Raw genomic sequence first — 26,141 nt, 5'->3', positions numbered from 1 at the left:
TCAACTATTACTCAAGAGAAGCTGAGAATGTTATGAACTACGGATCCTTTAATATTCTCCTGGTAACAAATGATCCTGTTTACGAAGGCCAACTCCGACAGTTGCTAAAATTTATGCGATCGCTTTCTGTTAAATTAGAGCGATACTCCCCCGCCTTGGAGTCCTTAGAGTATAATTTCCCTGAATATCATCTTTATATTATCGATTATACTACATATTCCCTCCCAGATTGGATTCATCGGGTACTACCTATCCCAGTTATTGCCTTAGTTGACAACTCAGAGGCGGGTCTAGCTGCTTTGAATATGGGTGCTACAGATTATCTGCCCAAAAATCGACTTATTCTTGAGGAAATAGAGCGATCGCTAAGATTAAGTTTAGCTTTAGGTAAAGCCCATAATCCCCCAATTGACTGCTCCGCAGAAAATTGTAATATTACCCATTTATATCACAACCCAAAATTCATAAAAACCATAATTAATAGTTTTCCAAAATTGATATATATTTATGATGTCAAAAGCTTGAAAAATATTTATGTAAATCAACAATTAATTAAGATACTTGGTTTGACACCAGAAGATTTACACAATTTGGGCGATCGCTTTTATTGGGAGCAGATCCACCCCGATGATTTACCTATATTAGAAACCATATTAGAGCAAGTTTCAGCCTTATCAGAGGGTGAAGTTTTAGATATTGAATACCGCCTACGCCATAAAAATGGCTCCTATCGCTGGCTGCGATCGCAAGAAGTGCCATTTACCAAAGATGCCAATGGTCTGGCTGTACAAGTCTTAGGAACCGCCCAAGATATTACTTCCCACAAACTCATAGAATCCCAACTGCAAGAAAGCGAAGCTCGTTTACAAATAATTTTTAATAGTATTTCTGACAGTATTTTAATGGTAGATTGCCAAGGGATAATTCATGCGGTTAATCCCGCCGGATTAAATTTATTTGGGCGCACTTCAGAAGAGTTAATTAACCACCATTTGGGATTACCAATAACCGTGGGAAATGTAGCAGAATTAGGAATTATTAACCCCAAACGGGGACTGGTCATGGTAGAAATGACTGTGGCTGAAACTGAGTGGTTACAACGACCGTTTTATGTAGTTTGTTTTCGGGATATTACAGAGCGATGTAAAACCCAAGAAGCTCTACAGGAAAGTGAAGAGAGATTTAGCCAAGTAGTTAATCATATTCAAGATGTTTTCTGGCTGACCAGTCCTAGGGGAGACAAGTTGTTTTATATCAGTCCAGCCTACGAAAAAATTTGGGGTCGTAGTTGTCAGAGTGTTTATGATGATCCTGGCTCCTGGTTAGAAGCAGTACATCCTGATGATTTACAGTCGGTAATCGTCAATTTTTCCGACCAAGAATATGCTCAATCTAGCTTTATAGAATATCGCATATTTAGACCTAATGGTGATGTTTTGTGGATTTGCGATCGGGCTTTCCCTATTAAGAATGAGCGCGGTGATGTGGTTAGAGTTGCTCGCATTGCTGAAGATATTACTAACCGGAAAAAAACCGAAGAACACCTACGCCAACAGGCGGAAAGAGAGCATCTTCTTTATCAACTAACCCTCCATATTAGTCAATCTCTCAATCTTGATGATATTCTGCAAAATACAGTTAATGAGTTGCGTCACTTACTTAACTTAGATCGGGTGTTGATTCTCCGCTGTCATGACCAAAACTTAGCCACTGTTACCCATGAATCAATTGTGCCAGGAATTGAGACAATTCGGGGCTGTAAATATCAGGATTATTTGTATAATCATGGTCAACAAGATAGCCAAAAAGAACCATTAATTATCTATGATGATGATGCTAATCTTAGAGCCTTTTATCCGCAGCATTATTCCTTTAATCTGCAAGCAAAATCTCGGATTTCTGTACCAATTTATCAGGGAGATAATTTATGGGGTCTGTTAATTGTCCATCATGTAGCACGTCTGCGAAACTGGGCAAATTGGGAAATTCAGCTTCTTAAACAATTGGCAACCCAATTGGCGATCGCTATTTACCAAGCCGAACTTTATCATCAGTTACAAGTAGAATTAAATGACCGAACTCAAGCCGAGGAAGCCTTGCGAGAAAGCCTAGTCAGGGAAATGGCAATTACCCAACTCATTCAACAGATTAGTCAAACCTTAGAACTAGATCGGATTTTTGACAATACTACCAAAGATGTACAACAAATTTTACAATGTGATAGCGTCGTGATTCATCAATTCAATAACCCTGACAATTACTACCACCATTTATTATTACCAGATTTGCGAATTATATCCGCGAAAAAGAACCAAGAAACTCCCCATATTAAACTGGTAGTCAAGCATCTGAGAGCGGGTCAAGTTATCATGGCTGACAGTCACCAAGATAGTGGCATTTCTGCTAGTCAGATTAAATTATTAAAGAGTCTAAATATTCAAGCATATTTAGGAGTTCCTGTTTATGTAGGCGAAACCCTGTGGGGTATCTTAGCCACCTACCAAAAAGAACCCCGTAAATGGCTCCACCATGAAGTAAAATTGCTAACCCAAATTGCTCGACAGTTAGGAGTTGCTATCTACCAAGCCGAATTATTTACCCAACTTCAACAAGCCAAAGAAGCCGCCGACACCGCCAACCACGCCAAAAGCGAATTTTTAGCTAATATGAGCCATGAACTGCGTACTCCTCTCAATGCTATTCTGGGTTTTACCCAACTTTTAGGGCAAAATTCCGGTCTAACTTCCCAACAACAAGACTATCTACAAATTATCCAACAATCAGGAAAATATCTATTATCCCTAATTAATGAAGTCCTGGATTTATCCAAAATAGAAGCGGGAACAGTAACCTTAAATCCCACCAATTTTAACCTGAGAACTTTGCTAGAACGGATTAATACCATGCTCCAAATTAAGGCAAGTTCTAAGAATTTAGTTCTGGATATACAGTTAGATCAAGATATTCCGGATTATGTCAAAACTGATGAATCAAAACTTCGGCAAGTTTTGGTCAATTTACTAGATAATGCTATCAAGTTTACCGATGCTGGTTATGTCACCCTGCGCGGATCATTTGTTAGCTCTGTTAGCCAACTTTATTTTGAGGTAGAAGATACCGGACCTGGTATTACTCCCGACGAACAAGAACGCTTATTTCAACCATTTGTACAAACCGATGTGGGTCGCAGACATCAACAAGGTACTGGTCTGGGTTTAGCAATTTCTCAGCAATATGTTAATTTAATGGGGGGCAAAATTACCATTGTTAGTGTGGTAGATGGTGGGGCAAAATTTATGTTTAATCTCCCCGTTGAAGTGATTAACTCCGAAAATATTGACCTCGAATATCTCCCAGAAGAAGAATTAACTATCGATGATATTAGCTGCATTAATCTCGCTCCTAATCAACCAAATTATCGGATTTTATTGGTAGAAGATAATTTTAACCATCGCCAACTATTAGTTAATATTTTAACTCCCTTGGGTTTTCAAATACAAGAAGCAGAAAATGGTCAACAGGCTTTGGATTTATGGCAACTGTGGCATCCACACCTAATTTTAATGGATATGAGAATGCCAGTGATGGACGGTTATCAAGCTACCCAACAGATTAGACAAACTCCACAGGGTCAGTCTACCATCATTATTGCCATTACCGCTCATGCTTTTGAGTCAGAGCGATCGTCAATTCTGGCGACAGGCTGTAATGACTTAATTCATAAACCTTTTAATATTAAAACCCTTCTTGATTGCATTAGTGTCAATCTTGGGGTAAACTATATTTATGCAAAATCTATCTCTAACTCTCGTTCCTCAACTCAGTTAGGGCCTCCTCGCTTAACTACAAAGGATATTGCTATTTTAGACCATCAATGGATTCAACAGTTCTATCGAGCAGCTATGGCAGCTAGGGAGTCTCAACTTAGGGATTTAATTGCTGAAATTCCTCCAGATAATACGGTAATTATTCAAGCTTTAACTTGGTATGTTAATCATCTTTACTTTGACCAAATTATTGATTTAATGGAGCCATATACCCATGAATAATGTAGCAGTTAATCAAAATAAAGGAGATATTTTAATTGTCGATGATAAACCCGAAAATTTACAGTTTTTATTTACCATGTTAACTGAAAATGGTTATGATGTTCGGCGGGTTATTAACGGTAAACAAGCCATAAATGTAGCTTTATTTGACCCCCCAGATTTGATTTTACTGGATATCATGATGCCTAATTTAAACGGCTATGAGGTTTGTAAAATCCTTAAAGAACAACCCGAAACTCAGGATATTCCTATCATTTTTTTAAGTGCGCTTAAAGATGTATCAGAAAAGGTGAAAGGCTTTAATGTGGGAGGGGTTGATTATATTTCTAAGCCTTTTGAATTACTGGAAATTTTGGCTAGGGTTGAAAATCAACTTACTATTGTGCGCCAAAAGCGACAACTAGCCGAACAAAATGCACGCCTAGAACAACTAAATCAACAACTACTCAGATCTAATCAGGAACTTGAACAATTTGCTTCTGTGGTATCCCATGACCTACAGCAACCTCTGACTAGCTTAAAGGCTTTTGCTCAATTACTCCAGATTGAATGTCATGATGAATTGAGAGAAAAACCTAGAGAATATGTTAATCATATTATTAATGCGTCAATTCGGATGCAAACGATGATTCAAGATTTATTGATTTATTGTGGTTGTGATACACATTCTCCTAATTTAGAATTAATTGATTGCAACCAATTATTAGCCCAGATACTGATAGATTTAAGATTGGAAATCGATAAAAACAATGCGACTATTCAATATGATAATTTTCCCAAAATAAAAGCTAATCATATTCATCTAACAGAAGTATTCCAAAATCTCATTAGTAATGCCATTAAATATCGTTCTGATGATTTAGCACCATCAATCAATATCTCCTGTCAAGAAACTGACACTAACTGGATATTTTGTTGTGCTGATAATGGTATTGGTATTGAATCGAAAGATTTTGAGAATATCTTTAAAATCTTTACCCGTCTACATACATTCAAAAAGTATCCCGGTACAGGTATCGGTTTATCCATTTGTAAAAAAATCATTGAAAGCTATGGGGGCAAAATTTGGCTAGAGTCCAACCCCGGAGTCGGCACACAGTTTTACTTTACTTTCCCCAAATTTAAATAAATAGTTGCATTTTGTTAAGACCATTGGGTGATTGCAACTACCCTATTGACAGCCCCACACAGCCTATGCCAGTATTGAAATGTTAAATGACTTCGGTTTAATAGCCACCACAAACAATCTCAAATGTTTATTAAGAAATTGGCTTTTTCTAACATTTTTTGCTAATAAAAATTGCCTAATACTTGATAGCGCTACAAGGAATGTGCCGCAAGTGGGCCGAATCTCTGACAGCTTTTTCGATCAATATCTGTATCTAGCCGTCCTCTCTGTCTTACTTACTTATCTATTTTTCAAATTCTGGGATGTGACACTGTAATAATGCTATCGATTTTGGGAATACTATATATATTATGGATTGTCAAATTTATCAAAAGCCAAAGGTGTTTGTTTGAAACCCATTTCTTTTGTGTTGAGTAAACTGCCAACAATTTGACCAAAAATCTGGGTTGATAGACATCGCCATTTAAGTTTTTCCGCGATACTCAAAATCTGGATTTTGGCTAATTATTAGATTTTGAGTAGGGTGACTTATGAATCAGTTAATGGAAGACCGAAGTAAAATCCTATGGATTGCCGGAAATGTGGGAAATGATAATCATAGTTTACCACAAAGTATCTTGCAAAATAATGGATATGAAGTTCATCTGGTTATAGGATTAAAACCAGCTTATAATGCCATTCAATCATGGCCATTAAATTTAATTCTGTTAGACAGTAAATTACATGATGGAGATAGCTATGAGTTATGTAATTGGCTAAAATCGAAAGCAAAATTTCAAAAAATACCAGTTATTATCATGGAAAGCAGGGGTGATTTGTTGAATAAGCATACGGTTTTTGATGTGGGTGCGGCGGATTATCTCACCCAACCTTTCCATGAACAAGAAATGCTGAAACGCATAGGATATCAAATTACTCTACAGCGTCAGAAACACCAAATCAAAGAACAGGATTTAGGTTTAAATTTTGAAAGTCATAAATCGGAAATAGCGAAGTTAGCTTTAGAAAAACAAAGGGCTTTACTAAGGATGGTAATTGATGCTAATCCCAATCTGATTTTTATTAAAGATTGGGATGGAAGGTTTACTTTGGCTAATCGTGCCACGGCGAATTTATATGAAACTACTGTAGATAATATGATGGGCAAAACCCATTCAGACTTGAATCATAAGCAGTATAACAATGATTATATTTTGGCAAGCGATCGCGAAATTATGACTTCTGGTAAACCGCGACTAATTGCCGCGGAACCCGTCAGGTTAAATAATGGAGAAGTTCGTTGGTTTCAGACCAACAAAATACCGTTAATTGGTAATGATGGTCAAACCCCATATTTATTGGTAGTTTCCACAGATATCACGGAACGTCAGGAAGCAGAACAAGAACTATGGAGTCATGCGGAACGGGAAAGAATGTTAAGGGCAATTGTCCAAAGCCTTCATGAATGTATAGATTTAGAACAAGTTTTAGAATGTACTGTTAATCAAATTCGGGAATTTCTTGTGAGCGATCGCGCTTTAATTTATCGCCTAGAAAATGATGGCAATTATCGGGTAGTTATGGAGTCAGTATCCCCCCCTTGGCAACCTTTGTTAGGAACGACAATTAACTACTCTGGTTTATCGGAAGTTATCACGGAGATGGCTGCTGCTAATTATCTAAAAATTTGGTCTATATCTAATGTTGATAAAGCCAATATTCCCATCAATTTACGGAATAAATTAGATGGGTTACAAGTGAAGTCTAAGCTCATTTTACCGATTATTCATCGCCACCCAGATTTGCGGTCACAGCCAACTGAATCCCCCAATTGTTTATGGGGTTTACTGGTCATTCATCAGTGCGATAATACCCGAGGTTGGCAACCGGAGGAAATCGAAGCGTTGCGGTCTATTGCTACTCCCATTGCTGTAGCTATTCAACAGGGAGAATTACACGCGAAATTGCAAACAGTTAATCAAGAATTGGAACGCCTAGCCAGCCTAGACGGATTAACCGGAGTGGCGAATCGGCGACAGTTCGATCTGCACTTAAAAAGGGAATGGCAAAGGTTATTAAGGGAAACTGCACCCATATCTGTGATTATGTGTGATGTAGACTTTTTTAAAGCCTATAATGACACCTACGGCCACCAGATGGGGGATGAATGCCTTAAACAAATTGCGAAAATCTTAGAAAATTGTGCCCAACGTTCTACGGATCTTGCTAGTCGCTATGGCGGGGAAGAATTTGTGATAGTATTACCTAATACTGGGATTAAGGGAGCATTACAGGTAGCTGATAAAATTCAACATCAGATCAGAGCCCTAGAAATTGAACATCAGAAATCGGAGGTTTCCGGCTATGTGACTCTCTCGTTGGGGGTTGCTTGTCAAGTCCCCAATCACGATCGCAGTCCAGAATCATTAATTAAACTAGCTGATGCTGCGCTTTATGAAGCGAAAAGTAAAGGCCGTAATTGCATAATTGCTAATGCTGAGACCATTTAAGAAAAAGCAAGCCACTATAAAGCTGAAAGGCTGGGTCCCAGGGAGTCTCGGACTGTCGTTCTAAATCGATATAAGATTTAATCCTACTGAGAAGTTGTGTATAATCCAAGACGGTTTCAGCAAAAGCGGTAAATTCTGACGAGACTGGTATATTGTCCAGGTTTTGATTAAACCTATCTAATAAACTATTCCACTGAAGACGTGAAGTTTGTTTATTTTCGGCTGTTGACAACTGAATACCCTGATGAAAATCTAATGTGACATCACAAAACCTGATAATGGAATGACGACCTGGTAAATGCAGATCATGGATTTTGGCATAGTCCTGGGTAACTTCCTTGTGGCGAAAGCGATCGCCTCTACTGCGGCGAGGATCATAATCCATAGTTTCGGCAAATAAAGGTAATAAACCTTCGACACGGTGGCTAACTTCGGACCAATTCAAATTTAACATTCCCAGGCGATCGCTTTCATCCAAACAAACCACCCCCAATTGTGGATACAGAGATTGCACATAACAGACCCGAAAAACGTGCAATTTTTCCAGGTCAGTTAAAGACACCCAAAACACGGGAATATTAGCCGATCGCATTTCTTGACCATACACCCCCAACTCTCCCATTTCTCCAGTCTTATAAAGTCGCCATCCTTTACTTTGTAACTGCATCCGAGCGCTATAGGCATCAGTTTTGAGAATCCGTGCCAAAGTTTTGGCAGCCTCTGGCTTATCTTCTGGCGCAATAGGTTCTAATATCAAAACTCCCGGTTCACAATTGCGGGGATTAGTCTTAGCATCTGCGATCGCATTTTGGCGGCGTTGTTGTTCAATAGCTTCTAACCGCTTGACCCCCTGACGCGCCTGGTCAATAACTTTAGGATTGGTGGTAGTTTTCAGTAATTTTCGATAAACCTTTTCAGCGGACGCTAATTTATCGGTCGCCTCATACCAGCGTCCGATATAAAACTGTACCCAGGGATTTTGGGGCGATTCCTTTTGTAATTTTTTAAGTAATTTCGCCGCCTCTCGATAGTCTTGACTCTCCAAGGCGGCGACGACTTGATCAATTTCTTTCATATCAGGACAAAAACCCCTACCCCCGGTCAGGTCGGGAATAGGGGAATGAATCAATTGTCAACGGTCAACGGTGAACTGTCAACTATTAACTCCCATCCAAGTTTGCCAAGTGTGCGCGACAGCCATAGTCATCTCATGGGTAGCAGGGAGACTATCAACCACCATACCCGCACAGAGTAGCATCAGATACAGAATAGAATACTTGAATAGCGATCGCGCCACATCACGGTTATGGGGAGTTTGGAGTAATTCCCAGGCTTTCTGGAGAAAAACTGCCCCCAACCCCAAAGCGATCGCCCCATAAACCCAGCCACTGGTATGGAGGGGATAAACCAATAACAGACTGGTAGGAATCAAAACCAGACTATAAATCCAAATTTGTTGTGCTGTGAGTTCATCTCCCTCAATAACTGGCAGCATAGGGACACCGACATCCTGGTATTCATCGCGGATCATAATAGCCAAGGCCCAAAAATGGGGAGGAGTCCATAAAAAGATAATCACAAACAGCAACCAGGCGGCCCAACTCAAATCTCCGGTAACTGCTGCCCATCCTACCAGGGGAGGGATAGCCCCGGCTGCGCCGCCAATGACAATATTTTGGGTACTGTGGCGCTTCAGCCAGTGGGTGTAAATTGCCACATAGAAGACAATACCGGACATAGCCAATAAAGCAGCCAGGAGGTTAGCAAAAACAGTTAGGAGGGTAAAAGAAGCAATCGCTAAAGCGATCGCAAAAATCATGGCATCGCGAGGCTTAACCCGTCCCGAAGGAATAGGCCGCCAGCGGGTACGTTCCATAATATAGTCAATATCACTGTCGTAAAGACAGTTAATGGTATTAGCAGCCCCAGAAGCTAAGGTTCCCCCCACCATAGTCACCAACAGCAGCAGAGGATCAACTTCCCCTTCTGCAGCCAACCACATTCCCGCCGCCGTTGTAATCAGCAATAACAAAATAATTCGAGGTTTAGTAAGTTGATAGTAGCTTTTCAGCACTTGTAGCGGGTTATTGTGGTGTCGAGATGAGTTAGTCTGAATAATCTCTTGCATGGATCAATTGGTTATGAGTAGTTAATCAGAACACCGAGCCCATATTTCCGGGATAATGGCCCTAGTCCTTGGTCAATTAAATCGAGTTATATCCCCAAAAATCGGCGATTTTCCTGGGGAGACACTTGGCGATCGCGGCATCCCAAAACAGTGAGAGCGACTAAAATGCCTAATAGTATAGCTCCCATGCCCTGATGGGCGATCGTGAGAGGTTCAACCTGTAAATGTAGCTTAAAGGTTGCCACACCTAACAAAATTTGTGCAATCACACAAAGACCCGCCCCTAATGCCAATCGTCGTATCATCGGATTAAGGGCAGAAGTACGCCTAGCTAAAGTCACCACAAAAAGAGTCATCAAAGTAGGCGGGACTACTCCCAGGATATGACCATTCATCACCCCGCACAGTTGAGAAGCACCAAAACACTGATGCAAAGCCCACTGAGAAGCGACCAAGCCACCTAAGAGGCTTTGGAGATATACCAGGACAGCAGCAGCCAGACTCACCCAGGGCAAATATCCAGCATTACCAGTTCCCTGATAAGGCATCAGAGTAAAAGCGATCGCCATTAGGGTCGAGAAAAATAATAACGCAGTTCCCAGATGAGCCGTAACGATATCAAACCGCAATAGTTCAGTCACAGTCAAACCACCGAGAACCCCCTGAAACACCACCAGAAACAGGGCGAAAGTAGAAGCCCAAGGCATCCAGCCCGGAAGATGTTGTCGATGCCACCAGGATAAACCCACTAAGTAGGTTGTACCCAAACCAATTAGGCCGGCATCGAGTCGGTGAAACCATTCTAAGAAAACTTGCAAATTCATCTGAGCCGTAGGAACCAGTTGACCATAACACAAAGGCCAATCCGGGCAAGCCAATCCGGCATTCATCACCCTAGTAGCACTACCAACAGCCATCAGTAGCCAAGTAGCGATACATAGCTTCCACACCAGGCGGCGAATTTTTTCTTGAGGAAGTTGTTGGGTTGAGATTTGGTCAGTCTGATAGACAGTATTGGTCATGAGTCTCACACCTAGTCAATGGCATAATTTTGACTTATCTGCCCCAACTGTGCAACTTTCACTCTCCGCCGCCCTGGGTCATCTGTGCAGTTTGGTCAATTGCTGTAAGATAGGATGGCGATAGAACTTTTACAGCAGGGGGTTTTCGTGAACATTCCTAGCTCAATCTGGACTTTGTTAGTCGGGATTGCCATTACTCTGATTAGCCTCTGGTATGGTCAGAACCATGACTTATTACCTGTAGCAGCTTCTCCCGAAGCAGCAGAGGTCGATCAACTTTTTGATTTGATGATGACCATTGCCTTTGGTTTGGTGCTATTAGTTGAGGGGGCTTTAGTCGTCTCCTTAATTCGGTTCCGTCGCCGTCCCGGAGACAATACCGACGGCCCCCCTATTCATGGCAATATTCCCCTAGAAATTGTGTGGACGGCAATTCCAGCAGTTATCGTTTTGGGGATCGGAATTTATAGTTTCGACATATATAACCAAATGGGGGGACTAGACCCTATGGCATCGGGTTCCCATTCCATGGCGGATCACGCTAAGATGTCGGGAGCAGCGATCGCCGCTTCTTTATATGATGCAGAAGATATCACCCCAGGAGGTCAGCAAATCTCCCTAGGGATTGGTGCATCTCCCTCACGAATAGGCTCACCTGCCGATATAACTATTGATGTTAATGGTCTTCAATATGCCTGGATCTTTAACTATCAAAATCAAGGGGTAATTTCCGGCGAACTTCATGTAGCCGCTGGTCAGGAAGTGCAATTAAACATCAGCGCCCAAGATGTGATTCACGCCTTATGGGTTCCTGAACTCCGCCTTAAACAAGACGCTATCCCCGGACGCACAACCGAACTGAGGTTTACAGCCAACCAAGTCGGAACCTATAATGTAGTTTGTGCCGAACTCTGTGGCGGTTATCACGGAGCCATGCGGACAGCAATGGTAGTTCATACCCCCGAAGAATTTGAAGCCTGGGTAGCAGAAAATAGCTTTGCTAACAACCCAGACCAACAACCCACCGTAGCCACTAATCCCAGGGATATGTCCGAGGGTGAATTTCTCGCCCCTTATGTGGCACAAATGGGGATTGAGCAGCATAATGCGATCGCACAGTTGCGACATCACCATGGGGTTGTCGGACTTTAGCGCCCAAATCTCATCATTTCCTGAACACATAGCCCCAACTCAGGTTAACCCTTTCACTGTTTGATATATGGCTCAAGCACAAATAAACATCACAGGCGACTCAGCCATGAGTAACCAAGAGGGAGAACGTCGCCCTCTGGACTTTTTCGGCTTCAGCACCGACCATAAAGTGATCGGGATTCAATATCTGGTCACCTCCTTTATCTTTTATCTAATTGGCGGGTTTATGGCTGGTATAGTCCGCACCGAACTAGCCACCCCCGACCCGGATCTGGTCGATCCAGAAATGTATAACAGTCTATTCACCGTCCACGGAACGATCATGATCTTCCTGTGGATCGTCCCGGCGGGGGCAGGATTTGCCAATTATCTAATTCCGCTGATGATTGGAGCCAGGGATATGGCTTTTCCGAAACTTAACGCCGTCGCCTTCTGGCTAATTCCCCCCGGCGGACTGCTATTATTAGCCAGTTTCCTCATCGAAGCGCCCCAAGCGGGTTGGACCTCCTATCCTCCCCTCAGTTTAGTGACAGGTAAAGTCGGCGAAGAAATTTGGATTCTCAGTATTTTGCTATTGGGAACCTCATCAATTTTAGGAGCCGTCAACTTCTCCGTCACCATCTTTAAAATGCGTATACCCACCATGGGGCTAAATGATATGCCCCTTATGTGTTGGGCAATGATAGCAGCTTCCGCCCTGATTTTACTCTCCACCCCCGTCCTCGCCGCCGCCTTGATTTTGCTCTCCTTTGACCTATTGGCGGGAACCAATTTCTTTAACCCCACCGGAGGCGGCGACCCTGTGGTTTACCAGCACTTATTTTGGTTTTACTCACACCCGGCGGTTTACATCATGATTCTGCCCTTTTTTGGGCTGATCTCCGATATTCTCCCCGTTCATGCGCGTAAGCCGATTTTTGGTTATCAGGCGATCGCCTATTCTAGTCTCGCCATTAGTTTCCTCGGCTTAATTGTCTGGGCGCACCATATGTTCACCAGCGGGACTCCCGGTTGGCTGCGGATGTTCTTTATGATCACCACCATGATCATCGCCGTTCCCACCGGAATTAAAGTCTTTGGTTGGCTGGCCACCATTTGGGGAGGCAAACTCCGCCTCAATAGCGCCATGTTGTTCGCCATGGGTTTTATTGCTACCTTTGTCATTGGTGGCGTAACAGGAGTCATGGTCGCTTCCGTACCCTTTGATATCCACGTCCACGACACCTACTTTATCGTGGCCCACTTTCACTATGTCTTATTTGGCGGCGCAGTATTTGGTATTTTTGCCGGAATTTACCACTGGTTCCCCAAAATGACCGGGCGCATGATGAATGAAAATTGGGGTATTGTTCACTTTGTGCTGACCTTAATTGGCGCTAACATGACCTTTATGCCCATGCACATTTTGGGACTGCAAGGAATGCCCCGTCGGGTTGCCATGTATGACCCCCGATTTACAGAACTCAATGTGGTTTGTACCATTGGTACTTACATTCTGGCGGTTTCTACTTTTCCCTTTATCATCAATGCCGTTTGGAGTTGGCTAAAAGGTCCCAAAGCACCCGGAAACCCCTGGGATGCTTTAACCCTGGAATGGATGACCTCTTCTCCTCCCCCCATTGAGAATTTCCACACCACCCCAGTATTGAGAACTGGACCCTACGACTATGGTATGAAGAAAACCTTGTCAATTCGTGCGCGTCTCAAAGAAATGGCTAGTGGTGTACCCCCCCGCAATAAAGAAATCGGGGTTCCCGTTTCCGAGGCGCAGTCTTCATCATTACTAGGAGATATCCAGGATTCTGATTCTGACAATCATCCCTAGAAATTCCTAATTTAAGCGGTCGGACTTCCTCTCAAGTTCGGCCGTGATTAGCAGTTTGTATTACACAACTTGGATTAGAATTTCATGCAATTTACATCAGTTGACAAGTCCCAAACTACTACCAACTTAGCTACAGAGGCGATCGCTTCTTCAGGGCAGCACCATGAGGAACACCCAGATCATCGTATTCTAGGGGTCGTCGTTTTCCTAGTCGCAGAAAGCATGATCTTTCTAGGGATGTTTTCTGCTTATTTAATTTATCGCGCCATGTCCGCACAGTGGCCCCCAGAAGGCATTGAACGGGAACTACTCTTACCCGGAATTAATACCCTCATCCTGATTTCTAGTAGCTTTGTCATGAATCGCGGCAACAAAGCCATTAAAAACGATGACCAAGCCGGTTTACGGGTCTGGTTCGCCGCCACTGCTATCATGGGCGCTATCTTTTTGGCTGGTCAGGTTTATGAATACAGTAACTTAGAGTTTGGGTTAACTACTAACCTTTACGCCAGTTGCTTTTATGTGTTAACTGCCTTTCACGGTTTGCACGTAACTTTCGGCGTTCTCCTCATTAGTGGCGTGTTGGTACGTTCCGCCAAAGATGGACACTACACCAAAGATTCCCACTTTGGCCCCGAAGCCGCAGAACTATATTGGCACTTTGTTGATGTCATCTGGATTATTCTGTTTATCCTGCTTTATTTGCTGTGAGCCTATAGCACAGTTAATGTATTTTGTCAACCCCCATTACAGGGGTTTTTTTAATTATTGGATCTCACCTAGCGCGATTTTCGTCGTTTTAGTTAAGATAGGGCTGAAGCTGGAGCTTAATTTAATCGCAGATTAGTTGAACCAATTAGGGCGATGCGCTACAATACCAAGTATGGGTGCGAGACCTTCGGGTATGAAATAGAGCTGAAATGGGCGAAATAATTACCCGGTGAGGACTTCAACCCCTTGGTTGATTGGGTCGCATCCCTGACCATCCCATAACACAGCCGGATTTTTTGGCCCACCTTCGAGACTGCCAATATGGCCAGTCAGGTGAAGCGTCTAATCAGGTCTAAGACTGCCCGCGCCATGCTGACATGGGCGCATTATCGATTCAAACTAACCCTGAGACATCAAGGGGAAATAACTGAACAGTTGTAGATGTGACCGAAGAATACACCAGCAAAACCTGTACTCACTGTGGTCGTGTCCATTCCCAGCTAGGTGGCTCAAAAGTGTTCCGATGTCCGGAGTGCGGGTTCACTCTACCACGGGACTGGAACGGTGCTTTTGGAATCTTTCGAAAAGCTTTGCGGGATACCGCCTCTGTTACCTTAACGGGTAATAGTGCTATCGTCGCATTGTCCGGGAACAACCGGAAAAATGTCGCGTAAATGTATCAGATTTAGATAATGGTCAATTTAGGATTGAACTGGAGCAGCCTACTAGGGATTGTCCTAGCCGTGGCTGGTGCCGCGCTATATTTTCTCCGTTCGTGGAAGCCGAAGTTAGCTCGTGATCATGATATTTTCTTCGCTGCAGTTGGTTTACTCTGTGGCGGGATTCTTCTGTTTCAGGGATGGAGACTTGACCCGATTCTGGCTTTTGGTCAGTTTATGTTAACTGGGACTGCTATTTTCTTTGCAGTCGAAAGTATTAAACTACGGGGAGTCGCGACAACTAAGGCTAAGGAACGAGCATCTTTTGTCGATGACGATCGCTATGTAAGTGATGTTTATCGGGTAGATGCAGAACTAGATGAAATCGAACCCGTCGAAGAGTACGCCCCCATGGCTCGTCAAATTCGCGGAAGCCGAGATTCTCGCCCCTCCAAATCCGATATGTATGATACAGAATCGGAGCGTCGTCGCCCAAGTAGTCGTCGCAGTAGTAGCGCCGTCAATAGTTCCGTAGAACGTAGCAAATCGCGCCCCAGAACTGCGCCCGACCGTAGCAGCAGACCCAGATCAGACGGCTGGGAATCTGACCTAGAAACCGATAGTCGCCCGAGTCGGACTCGCAGCAGTAGACCTGCATCAGTAGACCGCAGCGGCGCTGAGAGTGTGGGATACTCCTACTCAGATACAGATGAACCATCACCCCCCAGAAGTCGGTCTTCTCGGTCTTCCAGAGCCGCCAATCGACCAGACCGGAGGGATGTGGCGACCACCGACTATGTAGAGTATCGTCCAGTAGACTACTCAGATGATGATTACAACCGCTCTGGGGAATACTAGGATTTTCCAATACTCTAAAAGCCGACTGTGGGGAAAAATATTTCCCTGGCGGCGGAGTCAGGGGACTGGTAGGGCGAAATTCGTCCTGGCGGTTTTATTGCTGTTTCAGGCGCTCATGGTGGGCTGTAGTTCAGTAGCCATCAATTCTTCTATGGTTGATGGTGCTATCAATAGCATAGCCACCGATGAGCAACCCGCATTAAGTGGAAACGGTCGTTTTTTGGCATTTGTGTCTAACCGAGAAGGTCAAAATCAATTGTTCCTGTATGACCTGCGGCGACGTAGCTATAAAACCTTGCTAGAATTGAGGCGATCGCTAACAGTAATGGAAAGCCCCAGTCTAAGTTATACCGGGCGTTATATAGTTTATAGCGCCAATGACTCAGGCCGTGCTGATATATACTTATACGATCGCCTTACCTACCGATTAGAAATGCTCACCCGTGGATATCGAGGTGCTGTCAGACATCCTCACATCAGCCCTAATGGTCGTTATATCAGCTTTGAGGGATCTAGGCGAGGTCAGTGGGATATTGAAATTATCGATCGCGGTCCGAATATTGAACTCGACACAGAAACCTCTTTGTCTGAATCATGATCAACCCATATTACCAACGTCTATTTATAATCGGATTATTAGTAATTTGTGTGGGAATGGTTAGCGGTTGTGGTGGCTATCCCCGACTGTTAAATTTACCCCCCGACAAGAGCGGAAACAGTGTAAACTCTCCCAGTTCTGAGATGAACCCCCAGATATCTTCTGATTATCTAGTTTTCGCATCCGATCGCCAAGGTCGTCAAGACATCTATCTTTATGATCGCCAACAAGCCGAATTTATCGATCTACCCGGCTTAAATTCCATAGATGCGATCGCCTCAGAACCCGCCATTTCCAGCGACGGGAATTATATTGTTTTCAATTCTACCCGTGGCGGACAATCAGATATTTATTTATATAACCGAAACACCCGCCAACTCAGAAACCTGACCGACAGCCTCAACGCTCAAGTACGCCATCCCACCATTAACGCTGATGCCAGTGTAATTGCTTTCGAGTCTAGTCTCAATGGGCAGTGGGATATTGTCGTGTATAACCGATACGGTCAAGCCCTAAATATACCCTAAACTCCCGGTAGAGTTTCCGGGTTTTGGGTAGAGTATGTCAAACTAGAAGGTAGTGGTAATTTTCCCCCAAGTAGCGATCGCTCTAAATTTTGTTCCCCCAGAAAAATCCAATCAATAGCATAACCCCCACCCTAGTTGACAGCCAAATACCTGATCAGGGAAACAGTCATGATGAACCAGCATATATTCTTAAATATTATAACATCTGGATTTTTAACTCTTAGCACCAGCCTAGGTCTGAATATAGCCCCAGCTAGTGCCATTTCCCCCATCACCGAACCAGAGTCCTCTCCTATTCTCATCGCTTCCGATATCGAGGAACAAACGAATATCCGGGTTTATGAAACAGCCAGTCCTGCTGTAGTTTCCATCAACACAGATAAAGCTAATGGTAGCGGTGCAATTATCAGCGCAGATGGTATGGTGCTTACCAACGCCCATGTTGTCTCCCAAGGCGGTCAGGTAGAGGTAACACTTGCCGATGGTCGTAAAATGGTTGCCGATGTAGTTGCTTATGGCGAGAATGGGCTAGATTTGGCTTTGCTGAGGATTCGCAATGCTAGAAATTTGCCGACCATTCCCATTGCTAGACCCGGTTCCGTCAGAGTAGGACAAAGGGCCTTTGCCATTGGTAATCCCTTCGGTCAATTCCAAAATACCTTTACCGTCGGCATTGTCAGCCGCATTGACCAGGAACGGAATTTAATTCAGACTGATGCTGCTATCAACCCAGGTAACTCTGGCGGACCCCTGCTGAATAGTCAAGGGGAATTAATTGGCGTGAATACCGCCATTTTTACTAGAGGTCGTGGAGGTGGCAATATTGGCATTGGTTTTGCCATTTCCGTAGACAATGTACCCCCATTTTTGCAAGCCGCCAAAGAAGGACGCGCCCCCCGCACCGCCCAGCAACAGCGTCCGATTATGTTTAACAATCAGGATGCCAAACACTTATCATTAGACGGTCAGGAGGTTAGGGGAGTTCTAGCAGAAGGTGCTAATGTTCTACCCGTTGATAACAGTTTTTACAATCTTTATACTTTTGATGGGCAGCGAGGTCAGCGGGTAATCATCGACATGATGAGTGATGATTTCGACTCCTATTTGATTCTACTCGATATTGATGGCAATGAATTGGCTCAGGATGATGATGGGGGCGATAATACCAATGCCCGCATTGAGGTGACATTACCTGCCACTGGCACTTATACCCTGCTGGCTAACTCCTACCAGGCTGGAGAAACCGGAAACTATCGATTAAGGTTGCGGGTTGCAGGCGATCGCCGTTCCGAGTTACCCTCTTCTTCTGATGATGTCATTTTGCGTCAATCGGGAATGTTAGACCCTAACAGCGCTTCTGTACTTCCTTCTGATGGTAGTCTTTACCGTGAGTATAGTTTTGATGGAGAGGCCGGTCAATCGGTGAGAATTGATCTAACCAGTTCTGATTTTGATACTTATTTGGCGCTGTTTGGTCCCAATGGTCGCCTGGTTGGTGAAAATGATGATATCAGTAATGCCGATACCAATTCCCGCCTGACCGTGACTCTCCCTGCTACTGGTCCTTATCGAGTCGTGGTTAACGCTTTTGATAGTACCGGTCGTGGTCAGTACCTGCTGACAGTTCGTGAAGTTTCTATATAAGGTTTGATGCTGAGGAAACTGTTTCTGTTGGTGGTTGGTCAATCTAATTTGTTGTTTGAGGTCTTTTATGCTTATTAAAGTTTTCGCGGCTACAGCCACCAGTCTATTCGCACTTCTGCCCATTTCGATTCTACTGCCTTTTTCTTCTGCGATCGCCTCAGAGTCTTCTTTCGCTCCCTCAGAGTCTTCTTTCGCTCCCTCAGAGTCTTCTTTGGCTCAAGGTATGGAACCTGATGCCGTTGATACCCCCCTCCCCGAGTCGGAGTCTTTACCCCAGCAAGATACAGAACCTGTCGTGGGAGAAATTATTTTGTTGGAAGAGGGGGAACTGAGAGATGGCGATCCAGTTTTGCCCACTGATGGTAGTTTATTCCATCAACATACTTTCTTTGGGGAGGCTGGGAAAAGGGTTAAGATTCTCCTGGAAAGTTCTGAGTTTGACACCTATTTAGCATTGTTTAATCCCCAAGATGAACTGCTGGAAGAAAATGATGATATTGATGAAACTAACACCAATTCACGCATCATTATTACCTTACCGGAAACGGGAACCTATCGGGTGATTGTCAACTCCTATGATGCTACTGGACGTGGTCGTTATCAGTTGCGGGTCAGTGAAGTTGAATAAAATCCCATTAATCCCCGGTTGAATAGCACTTAAACCCTAGGGGGGTATTTCCTCCCCTGGTGGCAGAGTTTTTGGGTAGCCTAAAAAAACCGCCATATTTCCTCGGTAATCAGTTGATAAATTCGTCCTCACGCATGACAAAACCTGGGAACATTTGCGCGATGATATTTCCCAGTTCATATTCAACTTTTCGCTTTCCCCCCACCGAGACGATCGCCAAATAAGCTACTTGGGAACGGTTCACCCGCATTCCCACCCGCCATTTTTCTGAGGTGGCGCTGATTGGGAGTTTGACCGTATCCGGTAAAACCTTTTTAAAAATTGGTCCCTTGGATTGGGGAATCACCCCTAATATCACCTCTGGGGTGTCGTGGAATGCTTCCAGAGGGGGGATATTCGCCAAGCATACCGAGGCGAGGTCGTCTAAATTTGTGCCTCCTTCAATGATGGGAATAAATGTTTTTTCTACTTCCATAGAAGCCGTGATTATATCCACCACAATACCGATAGTGTGGATGTAGGTTTCGCTGGGTTGGACTAAACCATTGGCGATTAAACAAGCACCGTAGGAAATGGCAAAGGCACTCTGAATCAGGTTAAAATCATTATCAACTCGGGGGTCTGTCTCCGTTATTTTTAGGGCATCTAGGATGGTTTTTTGCACTAGGTAAAACTGACAAAATCCCCCCACTAAAAAAATGCGATCGCATTCTTGCTGATGTTTAGCCATCCACTGATTTACCCGTTCTAATACTCGGCAAATTCCCTCGGCGATCGGCTGGAAGGCTTGGTAAACTTGCCCGTTGGTGATGGTATAGCCACTAGAAAAGCTATAGAGCGTGGCTTCTGCGAAGTCTGAAGGGCTTTTGCAGTAGTTTTTGAGTTTTCTGGTGTATCGGTCATGCCCCTCGATTTTGACCGTTTCAAAGGTCTGTAGGAGGTGCATAAATTCCTGGCTGTGGAGGTCGGGTTCTGTGCGGTTTTTTTGTTGGTAGGCTTGGATAACACAACGGCGATCGAAGGCTACCCCGGCTGAGTCTAAACCGCGATCGCCTTCTCCGTCGAAGTACAAAACCTCAACCTTTTTGTCTCCATAAAGGCGGCACAAACTGACATCAAAAGTTCCCCCACCCATATCGCAAACGAGGAGATTACCTTGGAAAGGTTCCTGATTTTCCCGTTGGTGTCGGCGTTGGGTTTCCCAGGCGTAATAGGCGGCGGCTGCCACCGGTTCACTCACCAGTTGAATCAGTTGTTTTTCTAGTCCCAAATTCTGGGCAATTAAAGTTTGCAGGTTTTCCCGTCCCCGGTTGTAGATATCTCGCTGCCAAATTTCCGGCACCGACACCACCAAACCCTCGATTTCCCCCTGTTGGCGGCGGAAGCTGTAGGTATTTTCTGGGAAGAGGAGGAGTTGTCGCAGGTAGTCGGTGGTAACGGTGATGGGGGTATGTTGGGATGAGTAATTATTGGCAAAGTTTTCCGTTAGCGGCAAGTCCATTTTAAAGTTACCGTAACTTTCTAGTTGCGGGTCGTTGGCTGCTGCTTGTCTAGCCGCTTTTCCGATGTCGATATAGCCGTCGTCTTCGTAGGCGATGAAGGAGGGAATTGATTGTTGTCCGCCATATTTAAAGGCGACCGGTTCGCCGTTTTCCAGGTAGGATATAGTGGAGTTGGTGGTGCCGAAGTCCAGACCGATTTTATATGATGCCATCGCGGGTTTTTGACTGTGGATGCAGGGCTATTCATATTATAGATGCGATCGGCTTCAGAAACCCAGTTACTACCGACATCTTTCCGTATTTACCCATAACCCTGATAGAAACGGGGTTTCTTCACTCAGTGGGAAAAATACATCTCCCCGACAGATGAAACTTCCTGGGAATATCCCGGATATAGAAAGTTATCAGGTTGCAGAAGTCGCCCAAAAGTTGGTCAAAGCCACCCCATAAGGAAAAAGCCGATGTTTCTGTGAAAAAGTTGCCGAAAACAAGAACTTGACAACTGCCTGAAGTGGTTATATGCTACAAGTTACAAGTCTGTGCGCGAGAGAAGCTGAACCGCCCATAACCCTCACCTTACGCCAACCGAAGGGTAGATGGCCCCGGGGAGCCGCCGCCGAAAACGTGATTAATGATAGATACGACCCATTCACTCGCCATCCCACCTCGTCACAATACCGCTTCCATATTGTATCACCTGGATAGCTTCCATCAGGCTTACCTCCACAATTGATGTAAATTTGCTTCTGGACACTAAACCCGAAGCGTCCGTTGCTGTGTTTGACCCAAAGACCATCGATGATTCGCAAATCCTCGCAGGGAAAGTTTTTGATATCATCGTCGTCTAAATATCTCCCGGTTTGTCCCGCCACCGCTAACATCATCTTAGCCGTTTCTTCGTCGGCAGCTTTCCACTGGCCTGATTTCAATAATCTGTTGAGTTGGCTATAATCAAAACCAGAAGAAGACAGGATGCGAGTATCTGGCACTGGTTTTGAAATCTGCTTAGGTTGAGATGCGATCGCTTTTCTCTGGGATTTGAGGTGAGATGCGATCGCTTCTATCTGCGATTCTAGCCGTGATTGGGATTGAGATGCGATCGCTTCATTCTGTGACGATTGGGATTGGAGTTGAGATGCGATCGCTTCTATCTGTGACGATTGGGATTGGAGTTGAGATGCGATCGCTTCTATCTGCGATTCTAGCCGTGATTGGAGTTGAGATGCGATCGCTTCATTATGGGATTGGAGTTGAGATGCGATCGCTTCTATCTGCGATTCTAGCCGTGATTGCGATTGAGATGCGATCGCTTCATTCTGGGATTGGAGTTGAGATGCGATCGCTTCTATCTGAGATTCTAGCCGTGATTGAGTAGTGGTAAAACCGTCAATTTTCCGGGTGGTCTCATCTAACTGAGACTGCAACTGAGAAACCATCGCCTGTGCGGACTCTACCTGAGACTGAGACAATTGCCAAACCCGCTTGGCTGCCGCAATGCGTTTTTGAGACAATTGCCAAACCCGCTTGGCGGCGGCAATGCGTTTTTTCTCCTTCTCCAAAAACCCGGAGGGTATCCCACCAATCACAGGGGGATAGGGTGTCAGGTCATAACCACACACGGAACAGGTTTCCACCTCATTTGGTGTATATTCGGTTTCACAAACGGGACATTTCTCCATCATTCCCAACCCGATACATCACGACAACCGGGTGCAGGGAAACCCGGCTTTATGCTACTATAACCCACCGAGAGGAACTAGAAACCCAGTTTCTACCACCAGTGGAGAAGTAAGACTTCGTAGGGTTGGTTAGGGTAGCGTAACCCACCGCCAATGGAGAGTAGGAGTGGTGTTGACATTTCATTAACATTGTAATGGTCAATGGTGCGTTACATTTCATTAACGCACCCTACTCCTTCGTAGGGTTGGTTAGGGTAGCGTAACCCACCGCCAATGGAGAGTAGGAGTGGTGTTGACATTTCATTAACATTGTAATGGTCAATGGTGCGTTACATTTCATTAACGCACCCTACTCCTTCGTAGGGTGGGTTAGCGTAGCGTAACCCACCGCCAATGGAGAGTAGGAGTGGTGTTGACATTTCATTAACATTGTAATGGTCAATGGTGCGTTACATTTCATTAACGCACCCTACTCCTTCGTAGGGTGGGTTAGCGTAGCGTAACCCACCGCCAGCCAATTGAGAGCATGAACGGTGTTGACATTTCATTAACATTGTAATGGTCAATGGTGCGTTACATTTCATTAACGCACCCTACTCCTTCGTAGGGTGGGTTAGCGTAGCGTAACCCACCGCCAGCCAATTGAGAGCATGAACGGTGTTGACATTTCATTAACATTGTAATGGTCAATGGTGCGTTACATTTCATTAACGCACCCTACTCCTTCGTAGGGTGGGTTAGCGTAGCGTAACCCACCGCCAGCCAATTGAGAGCATGAACGGTGTTGACATTTCATTAACATTGTAATGGTCAATGGTGCGTTACATTTCATTAACGCACCCTACTCCTTCGTAGGGTGGGTTGAGTGCGTAACCCACCGCCAGCCAATGGAGAGTAGGAGTGGTGTTGACATTTCATTAACATTGTAATGGTCAATGGTGCGTTACATTTCATTAACGCACCCTACTCCTTCGTAGGGTGGGTTAGCGTAGCGTAACCCACCGCCAATGGAGAGTATGAGTTATGAGTGGTGTTGACATTTCATTAACATTGTAATGGTCAACGGTGCGTTACATTTCATTAACGCACCACTAGGGACTGCCTGAAGTGGTTATATGCTACAGGTTACAAGTCTGTGCGCGAGAGAAGATGATATAATGTAAACCCCCCCACGCCCTAACCCGCTAAACCACCCACAATAACATACAAACCCCCCCCCCACGGGAAGATGGCCACGGGGAGCCGCCGCCGAAAACGTGCAATCAGACCTAGATATATACGACCCATTCACTCGCCATCCCACCTCCCCGCAATAGCGCTCCCATATTGTATCACTTGGTATGCTTCCATCAGGCAATCCTCCACAATTGATGTAAATTTGCTTCTGGACACTCAACCCGAAGCGTCCCCTGCTGTGTTTAACCCAAAGACCATCGATGATTCGCAAATCCTCGCAGGGAAAGTTTTTGATATCATCCTCGTCTAAATATCCCCGTTGGGTTTGTCGGGCCACCGCTAACATCATCTTAGCCGTTTCTTCGTCGGCAGCTTTCCACTGGCCTGATTTCAATAATCTGTCGAGTTCGGTATAATCAAAACCAGAAGAAGACACGATGGGAGTATCTACCACTGCTTCAGTTATCGACTCGAGTTGAGATGCGATCGCTTCTATCTGCGATTCTAGGCGTGATTGGGATTGGAGTTGAGATGCGATCGCTTTGACCTGCGATTCTAGTTGAGATGCGATCGCTTTTCTCTGGGATTCTAGTTGAGATGCGATCGCTTCTATCTGCGATTCTAGGCGTGATTGGGATTGGAGTTGAGATGCGATCGCTTTTCTCTGGGATTCTAGTTGAGATGCGATCGCTTCTATCTGCGATTCTAGGCGTGATTGGGATTGGAGTTGAGATGCGATCGCTTCTATCTGCGATTCTAGTTGAGATGTGATCGCTTCTATCTGCGATTCTAGCCGTGATTGGGATTGAGATGCGATCGCTTCTATCTGTAACGATTGGGATTGAAGTTGAGATGCGATCGCTTCTATCTGCGATTCTAGGCGTGATTGAGTAGTGGTAAAACCGTCAATTGGCTGAGTCATTTTATCTCCGTAAGACTACAGGTGAGAGACCATCAACTGTGCCTATTCTACCTGAGACTGAGACAATTGCCAAACCCGCTTGGCGGCGGCAATGCGTTTTTTCTCCTTCTCCAAAAACCCGGAGGGTATCCCACCAATCACAGGGGGATAGGGTGTCAGGTCATAACCACACACGGAACAGGTTTCCACCTCATTTGGTGTATATTCCGTTTCACAAACGGGACATTTCGCCATGATTCTCAACCCCGATAAGACGTAGAAACCGTGGAATGGTGACACTCATCACAAGTATAGCTATAGTGGGTGGCACTATTCAATCTATTATAACTCGCGAATGCCACTCGCTGTCAATACTTCATCGACGGTTAATTCCAACTCTGGGAAAGTGGGGGAAAAAATGCGATCGCTCTACTCCTGACATGGTAATGATGAACGGTGTTGACATTTCATTAACATTGTAATGGTCAACGGTGTTGACATTTCATTAACGCACCCTACTCCTTCGTAGGGTGGGTTAGGGTAGCGTAACCCACCGCCAATTGAGAGTAGGAGTGGTGTTGACATTTCATTAACAATGGAGAGTAGGAGTGGTGTTGACATTTCATTAACATTTGAATGGTCAACGGTGCGTTACATTTCATTAACGCACCCTACTCCTTCGTAGGGTGGGTTGAGTGCGTAACCCACCGCCAATGGAGAGTAGGAGTGGTGTTGACATTTCATTAACATTTGAATGGTCAACGGTGCGTTACATTTCATTAACGCACCCTACTTCTTCGTAGGGTGGGTTGAGTGCGTAACCCACCGCCAGCCAATTGAGAGCATGAACGGTGTTGACATTTCATTAACATTTGAATGGTCAACGGTGCGTTACATTTCATTAACGCACCCTACTCCTTCGTAGGGTGGGTTGAGTGCGTAACCCACCGCCAATGGAGAGTAGGAGTGGTGTTGACATTTCATTAACATTTGAATGGTCAACGGTGCGTTACATTTCATTAACGCACCCTACTTCTTCGTAGGGTGGGTTGAGTGCGTAACCCACCGCCAGCCAATTGAGAGCATGAACGGTGTTGACATTTCATTAACATTGTAATGGTCAACGGTGCGTTACATTTCATTAACGCACCCTACTTCTTCGTAGGGTGGGTTGAGTGCGTAACCCACCGCCAGCCAATTGAGAGCATGAACGGTGTTGACATTTCATTAACATTGTAATGGTCAACGGTGCGTTACATTTCATTAACGCACCCTACTTCTTCGTAGGGTGGGTTGAGTGCGTAACCCACCGCCAGCCAATTGAGAGCATGAACGGTGTTGACATTTCATTAACATTGTAATGGTCAACGGTGCGTTACATTTCATTAACGCACCCTACTTCTTCGTAGGGTGGGTTGAGTGCGTAACCCACCGCCAATGGAGAGTAGGAGTGGTGTTGACATT

The 26,141-nt window shown here is 44.6% G+C and carries 17 protein-coding genes and 2 pseudogenes; 13 read left to right on the top strand and 6 right to left on the bottom strand.

Going from position 1 to position 26,141, the window contains the following annotated elements:
• Positions 1 to 32: 32 nt before the first annotated feature.
• The 3 genes from HFV01_RS09320 to HFV01_RS09310 all read left to right on the top strand — a co-directional run bounded on the left by HFV01_RS09320 (position 33) and on the right by HFV01_RS09310 (position 7,667).
• Positions 33 to 4,049 carry a GAF domain-containing protein gene (locus tag HFV01_RS09320; RefSeq protein WP_318286226.1) on the top strand — a complete coding sequence of 1,339 codons (4,017 nt, stop codon included), beginning with the start codon at positions 33 to 35 and terminating at the stop codon, positions 4,047 to 4,049.
• The gene (locus tag HFV01_RS09315; RefSeq protein WP_006624870.1) at positions 4,042 to 5,178 is read left to right on the top strand and encodes a sensor histidine kinase; all 1,137 of its coding nucleotides are present in this window, start codon (positions 4,042 to 4,044) and stop codon (positions 5,176 to 5,178) included. Before HFV01_RS09320 ends, HFV01_RS09315 begins: the two co-directional genes overlap by 8 nt.
• 530 nt (positions 5,179 to 5,708) lie before the next feature.
• Positions 5,709 to 7,667: a diguanylate cyclase domain-containing protein gene (locus HFV01_RS09310; protein WP_008052254.1), complete on the top strand. Its 1,959-nt coding sequence runs from the start codon at positions 5,709 to 5,711 to the stop codon at positions 7,665 to 7,667.
• On the opposite strand, the gene HFV01_RS09305 is transcribed toward HFV01_RS09310, so the two are convergent.
• From HFV01_RS09305 to HFV01_RS09295, 3 genes are all read right to left on the bottom strand, one after another.
• Positions 7,648 to 8,742 carry a tetratricopeptide repeat protein gene (locus tag HFV01_RS09305; RefSeq protein WP_006668208.1) on the bottom strand — a complete coding sequence of 365 codons (1,095 nt, stop codon included), beginning with the start codon at positions 8,740 to 8,742 and terminating at the stop codon, positions 7,648 to 7,650. The two genes, HFV01_RS09310 and HFV01_RS09305, sit on opposite strands and share 20 nt — an antisense overlap.
• 78 nt (positions 8,743 to 8,820) lie before the next feature.
• A complete protein-coding gene (locus HFV01_RS09300; RefSeq protein ID WP_006624865.1) occupies positions 8,821 to 9,795 on the bottom strand; it encodes a heme o synthase in 975 nt (324 codons plus the stop codon).
• A gap of 86 nt (positions 9,796 to 9,881) precedes the next feature.
• On the bottom strand, positions 9,882 to 10,817 hold the full coding sequence (locus HFV01_RS09295; RefSeq protein ID WP_006624864.1) for a COX15/CtaA family protein: 936 nt from the start codon (positions 10,815 to 10,817) through the stop codon (positions 9,882 to 9,884).
• A gap of 114 nt (positions 10,818 to 10,931) precedes the next feature.
• Here HFV01_RS09295 and HFV01_RS09290 point away from each other — a divergent pair, with 114 nt between their 5' ends.
• The 9 genes and pseudogenes from HFV01_RS09290 (at position 10,932) to HFV01_RS09250 (ending at position 19,419) form a co-directional block, all read left to right on the top strand.
• Positions 10,932 to 11,969: a cytochrome c oxidase subunit II gene (locus HFV01_RS09290; RefSeq protein WP_006668207.1), complete on the top strand. Its 1,038-nt coding sequence runs from the start codon at positions 10,932 to 10,934 to the stop codon at positions 11,967 to 11,969.
• A 67-nt stretch (positions 11,970 to 12,036) separates the two neighbouring features.
• Positions 12,037 to 13,794 carry a cytochrome c oxidase subunit I gene (ctaD, locus tag HFV01_RS09285; protein ID WP_006624862.1) on the top strand — a complete coding sequence of 586 codons (1,758 nt, stop codon included), beginning with the start codon at positions 12,037 to 12,039 and terminating at the stop codon, positions 13,792 to 13,794.
• Positions 13,795 to 13,878: 84 nt separating this feature from the next.
• Positions 13,879 to 14,505, top strand: a complete 627-nt coding sequence (locus tag HFV01_RS09280; protein WP_006624861.1) for a cytochrome c oxidase subunit 3 — start codon at positions 13,879 to 13,881, stop codon at positions 14,503 to 14,505.
• A gap of 285 nt (positions 14,506 to 14,790) precedes the next feature.
• Positions 14,791 to 15,179, top strand: a pseudogene (locus HFV01_RS09275) (zinc ribbon domain-containing protein); the annotation flags it as partial.
• Between the two features lie 18 nt (positions 15,180 to 15,197).
• The gene (locus HFV01_RS09270; protein ID WP_008052258.1) at positions 15,198 to 16,022 is read left to right on the top strand and encodes a Ycf66 family protein; all 825 of its coding nucleotides are present in this window, start codon (positions 15,198 to 15,200) and stop codon (positions 16,020 to 16,022) included.
• Positions 15,991 to 16,620, top strand: a complete 630-nt coding sequence (locus tag HFV01_RS09265; protein ID WP_006668204.1) for a TolB family protein — start codon at positions 15,991 to 15,993, stop codon at positions 16,618 to 16,620. The genes HFV01_RS09270 and HFV01_RS09265 overlap by 32 nt, the downstream gene beginning before the upstream one ends.
• Positions 16,617 to 17,147 (top strand): PD40 domain-containing protein, encoded by a 531-nt coding sequence (locus tag HFV01_RS09260; protein ID WP_006624857.1) that lies wholly within the window; start codon positions 16,617 to 16,619, stop codon positions 17,145 to 17,147. The genes HFV01_RS09265 and HFV01_RS09260 overlap by 4 nt, the downstream gene beginning before the upstream one ends.
• Positions 17,148 to 17,315: 168 nt before the next feature.
• Entirely contained in the window at positions 17,316 to 18,791 is a 1,476-nt protein-coding gene (locus HFV01_RS09255) for a trypsin-like peptidase domain-containing protein (RefSeq protein WP_396442700.1), read from the top strand.
• Positions 18,792 to 18,858: 67 nt separating this feature from the next.
• On the top strand, positions 18,859 to 19,419 hold the full coding sequence (locus HFV01_RS09250) for a PPC domain-containing protein (protein ID WP_193521034.1): 561 nt from the start codon (positions 18,859 to 18,861) through the stop codon (positions 19,417 to 19,419).
• A gap of 109 nt (positions 19,420 to 19,528) precedes the next feature.
• Here HFV01_RS09250 and HFV01_RS09245 read toward each other — a convergent pair whose 3' ends face one another.
• Positions 19,529 to 21,133 (bottom strand): Hsp70 family protein, encoded by a 1,605-nt coding sequence (locus tag HFV01_RS09245; RefSeq protein ID WP_193521033.1) that lies wholly within the window; start codon positions 21,131 to 21,133, stop codon positions 19,529 to 19,531.
• Between the two features lie 19 nt (positions 21,134 to 21,152).
• Here HFV01_RS09245 and HFV01_RS09240 point away from each other — a divergent pair, with 19 nt between their 5' ends.
• Positions 21,153 to 21,371, top strand: coding sequence for a hypothetical protein (locus HFV01_RS09240; RefSeq protein WP_071829354.1), 219 nt, complete (start codon positions 21,153 to 21,155; stop codon positions 21,369 to 21,371).
• 65 nt (positions 21,372 to 21,436) lie between these two features.
• Here HFV01_RS09240 and HFV01_RS09235 read toward each other — a convergent pair whose 3' ends face one another.
• Positions 21,437 to 22,603 (bottom strand): GUN4 domain-containing protein, encoded by a 1,167-nt coding sequence (locus HFV01_RS09235; RefSeq protein ID WP_193521032.1) that lies wholly within the window; start codon positions 22,601 to 22,603, stop codon positions 21,437 to 21,439.
• A 1,108-nt stretch (positions 22,604 to 23,711) separates the two neighbouring features.
• A pseudogene (locus HFV01_RS09230) lies at positions 23,712 to 24,932 on the bottom strand (GUN4 domain-containing protein).
• Positions 24,933 to 26,141 lie beyond the last annotated feature (1,209 nt).

Origin of the sequence: Limnospira fusiformis SAG 85.79 (assembly GCF_012516315.1) — a bacterium.
GTDB classification, from domain to species: domain Bacteria; phylum Cyanobacteriota; class Cyanobacteriia; order Cyanobacteriales; family Microcoleaceae; genus Limnospira; species Limnospira fusiformis.
This window is presented reverse-complemented; position numbering and strand designations above follow the sequence as displayed.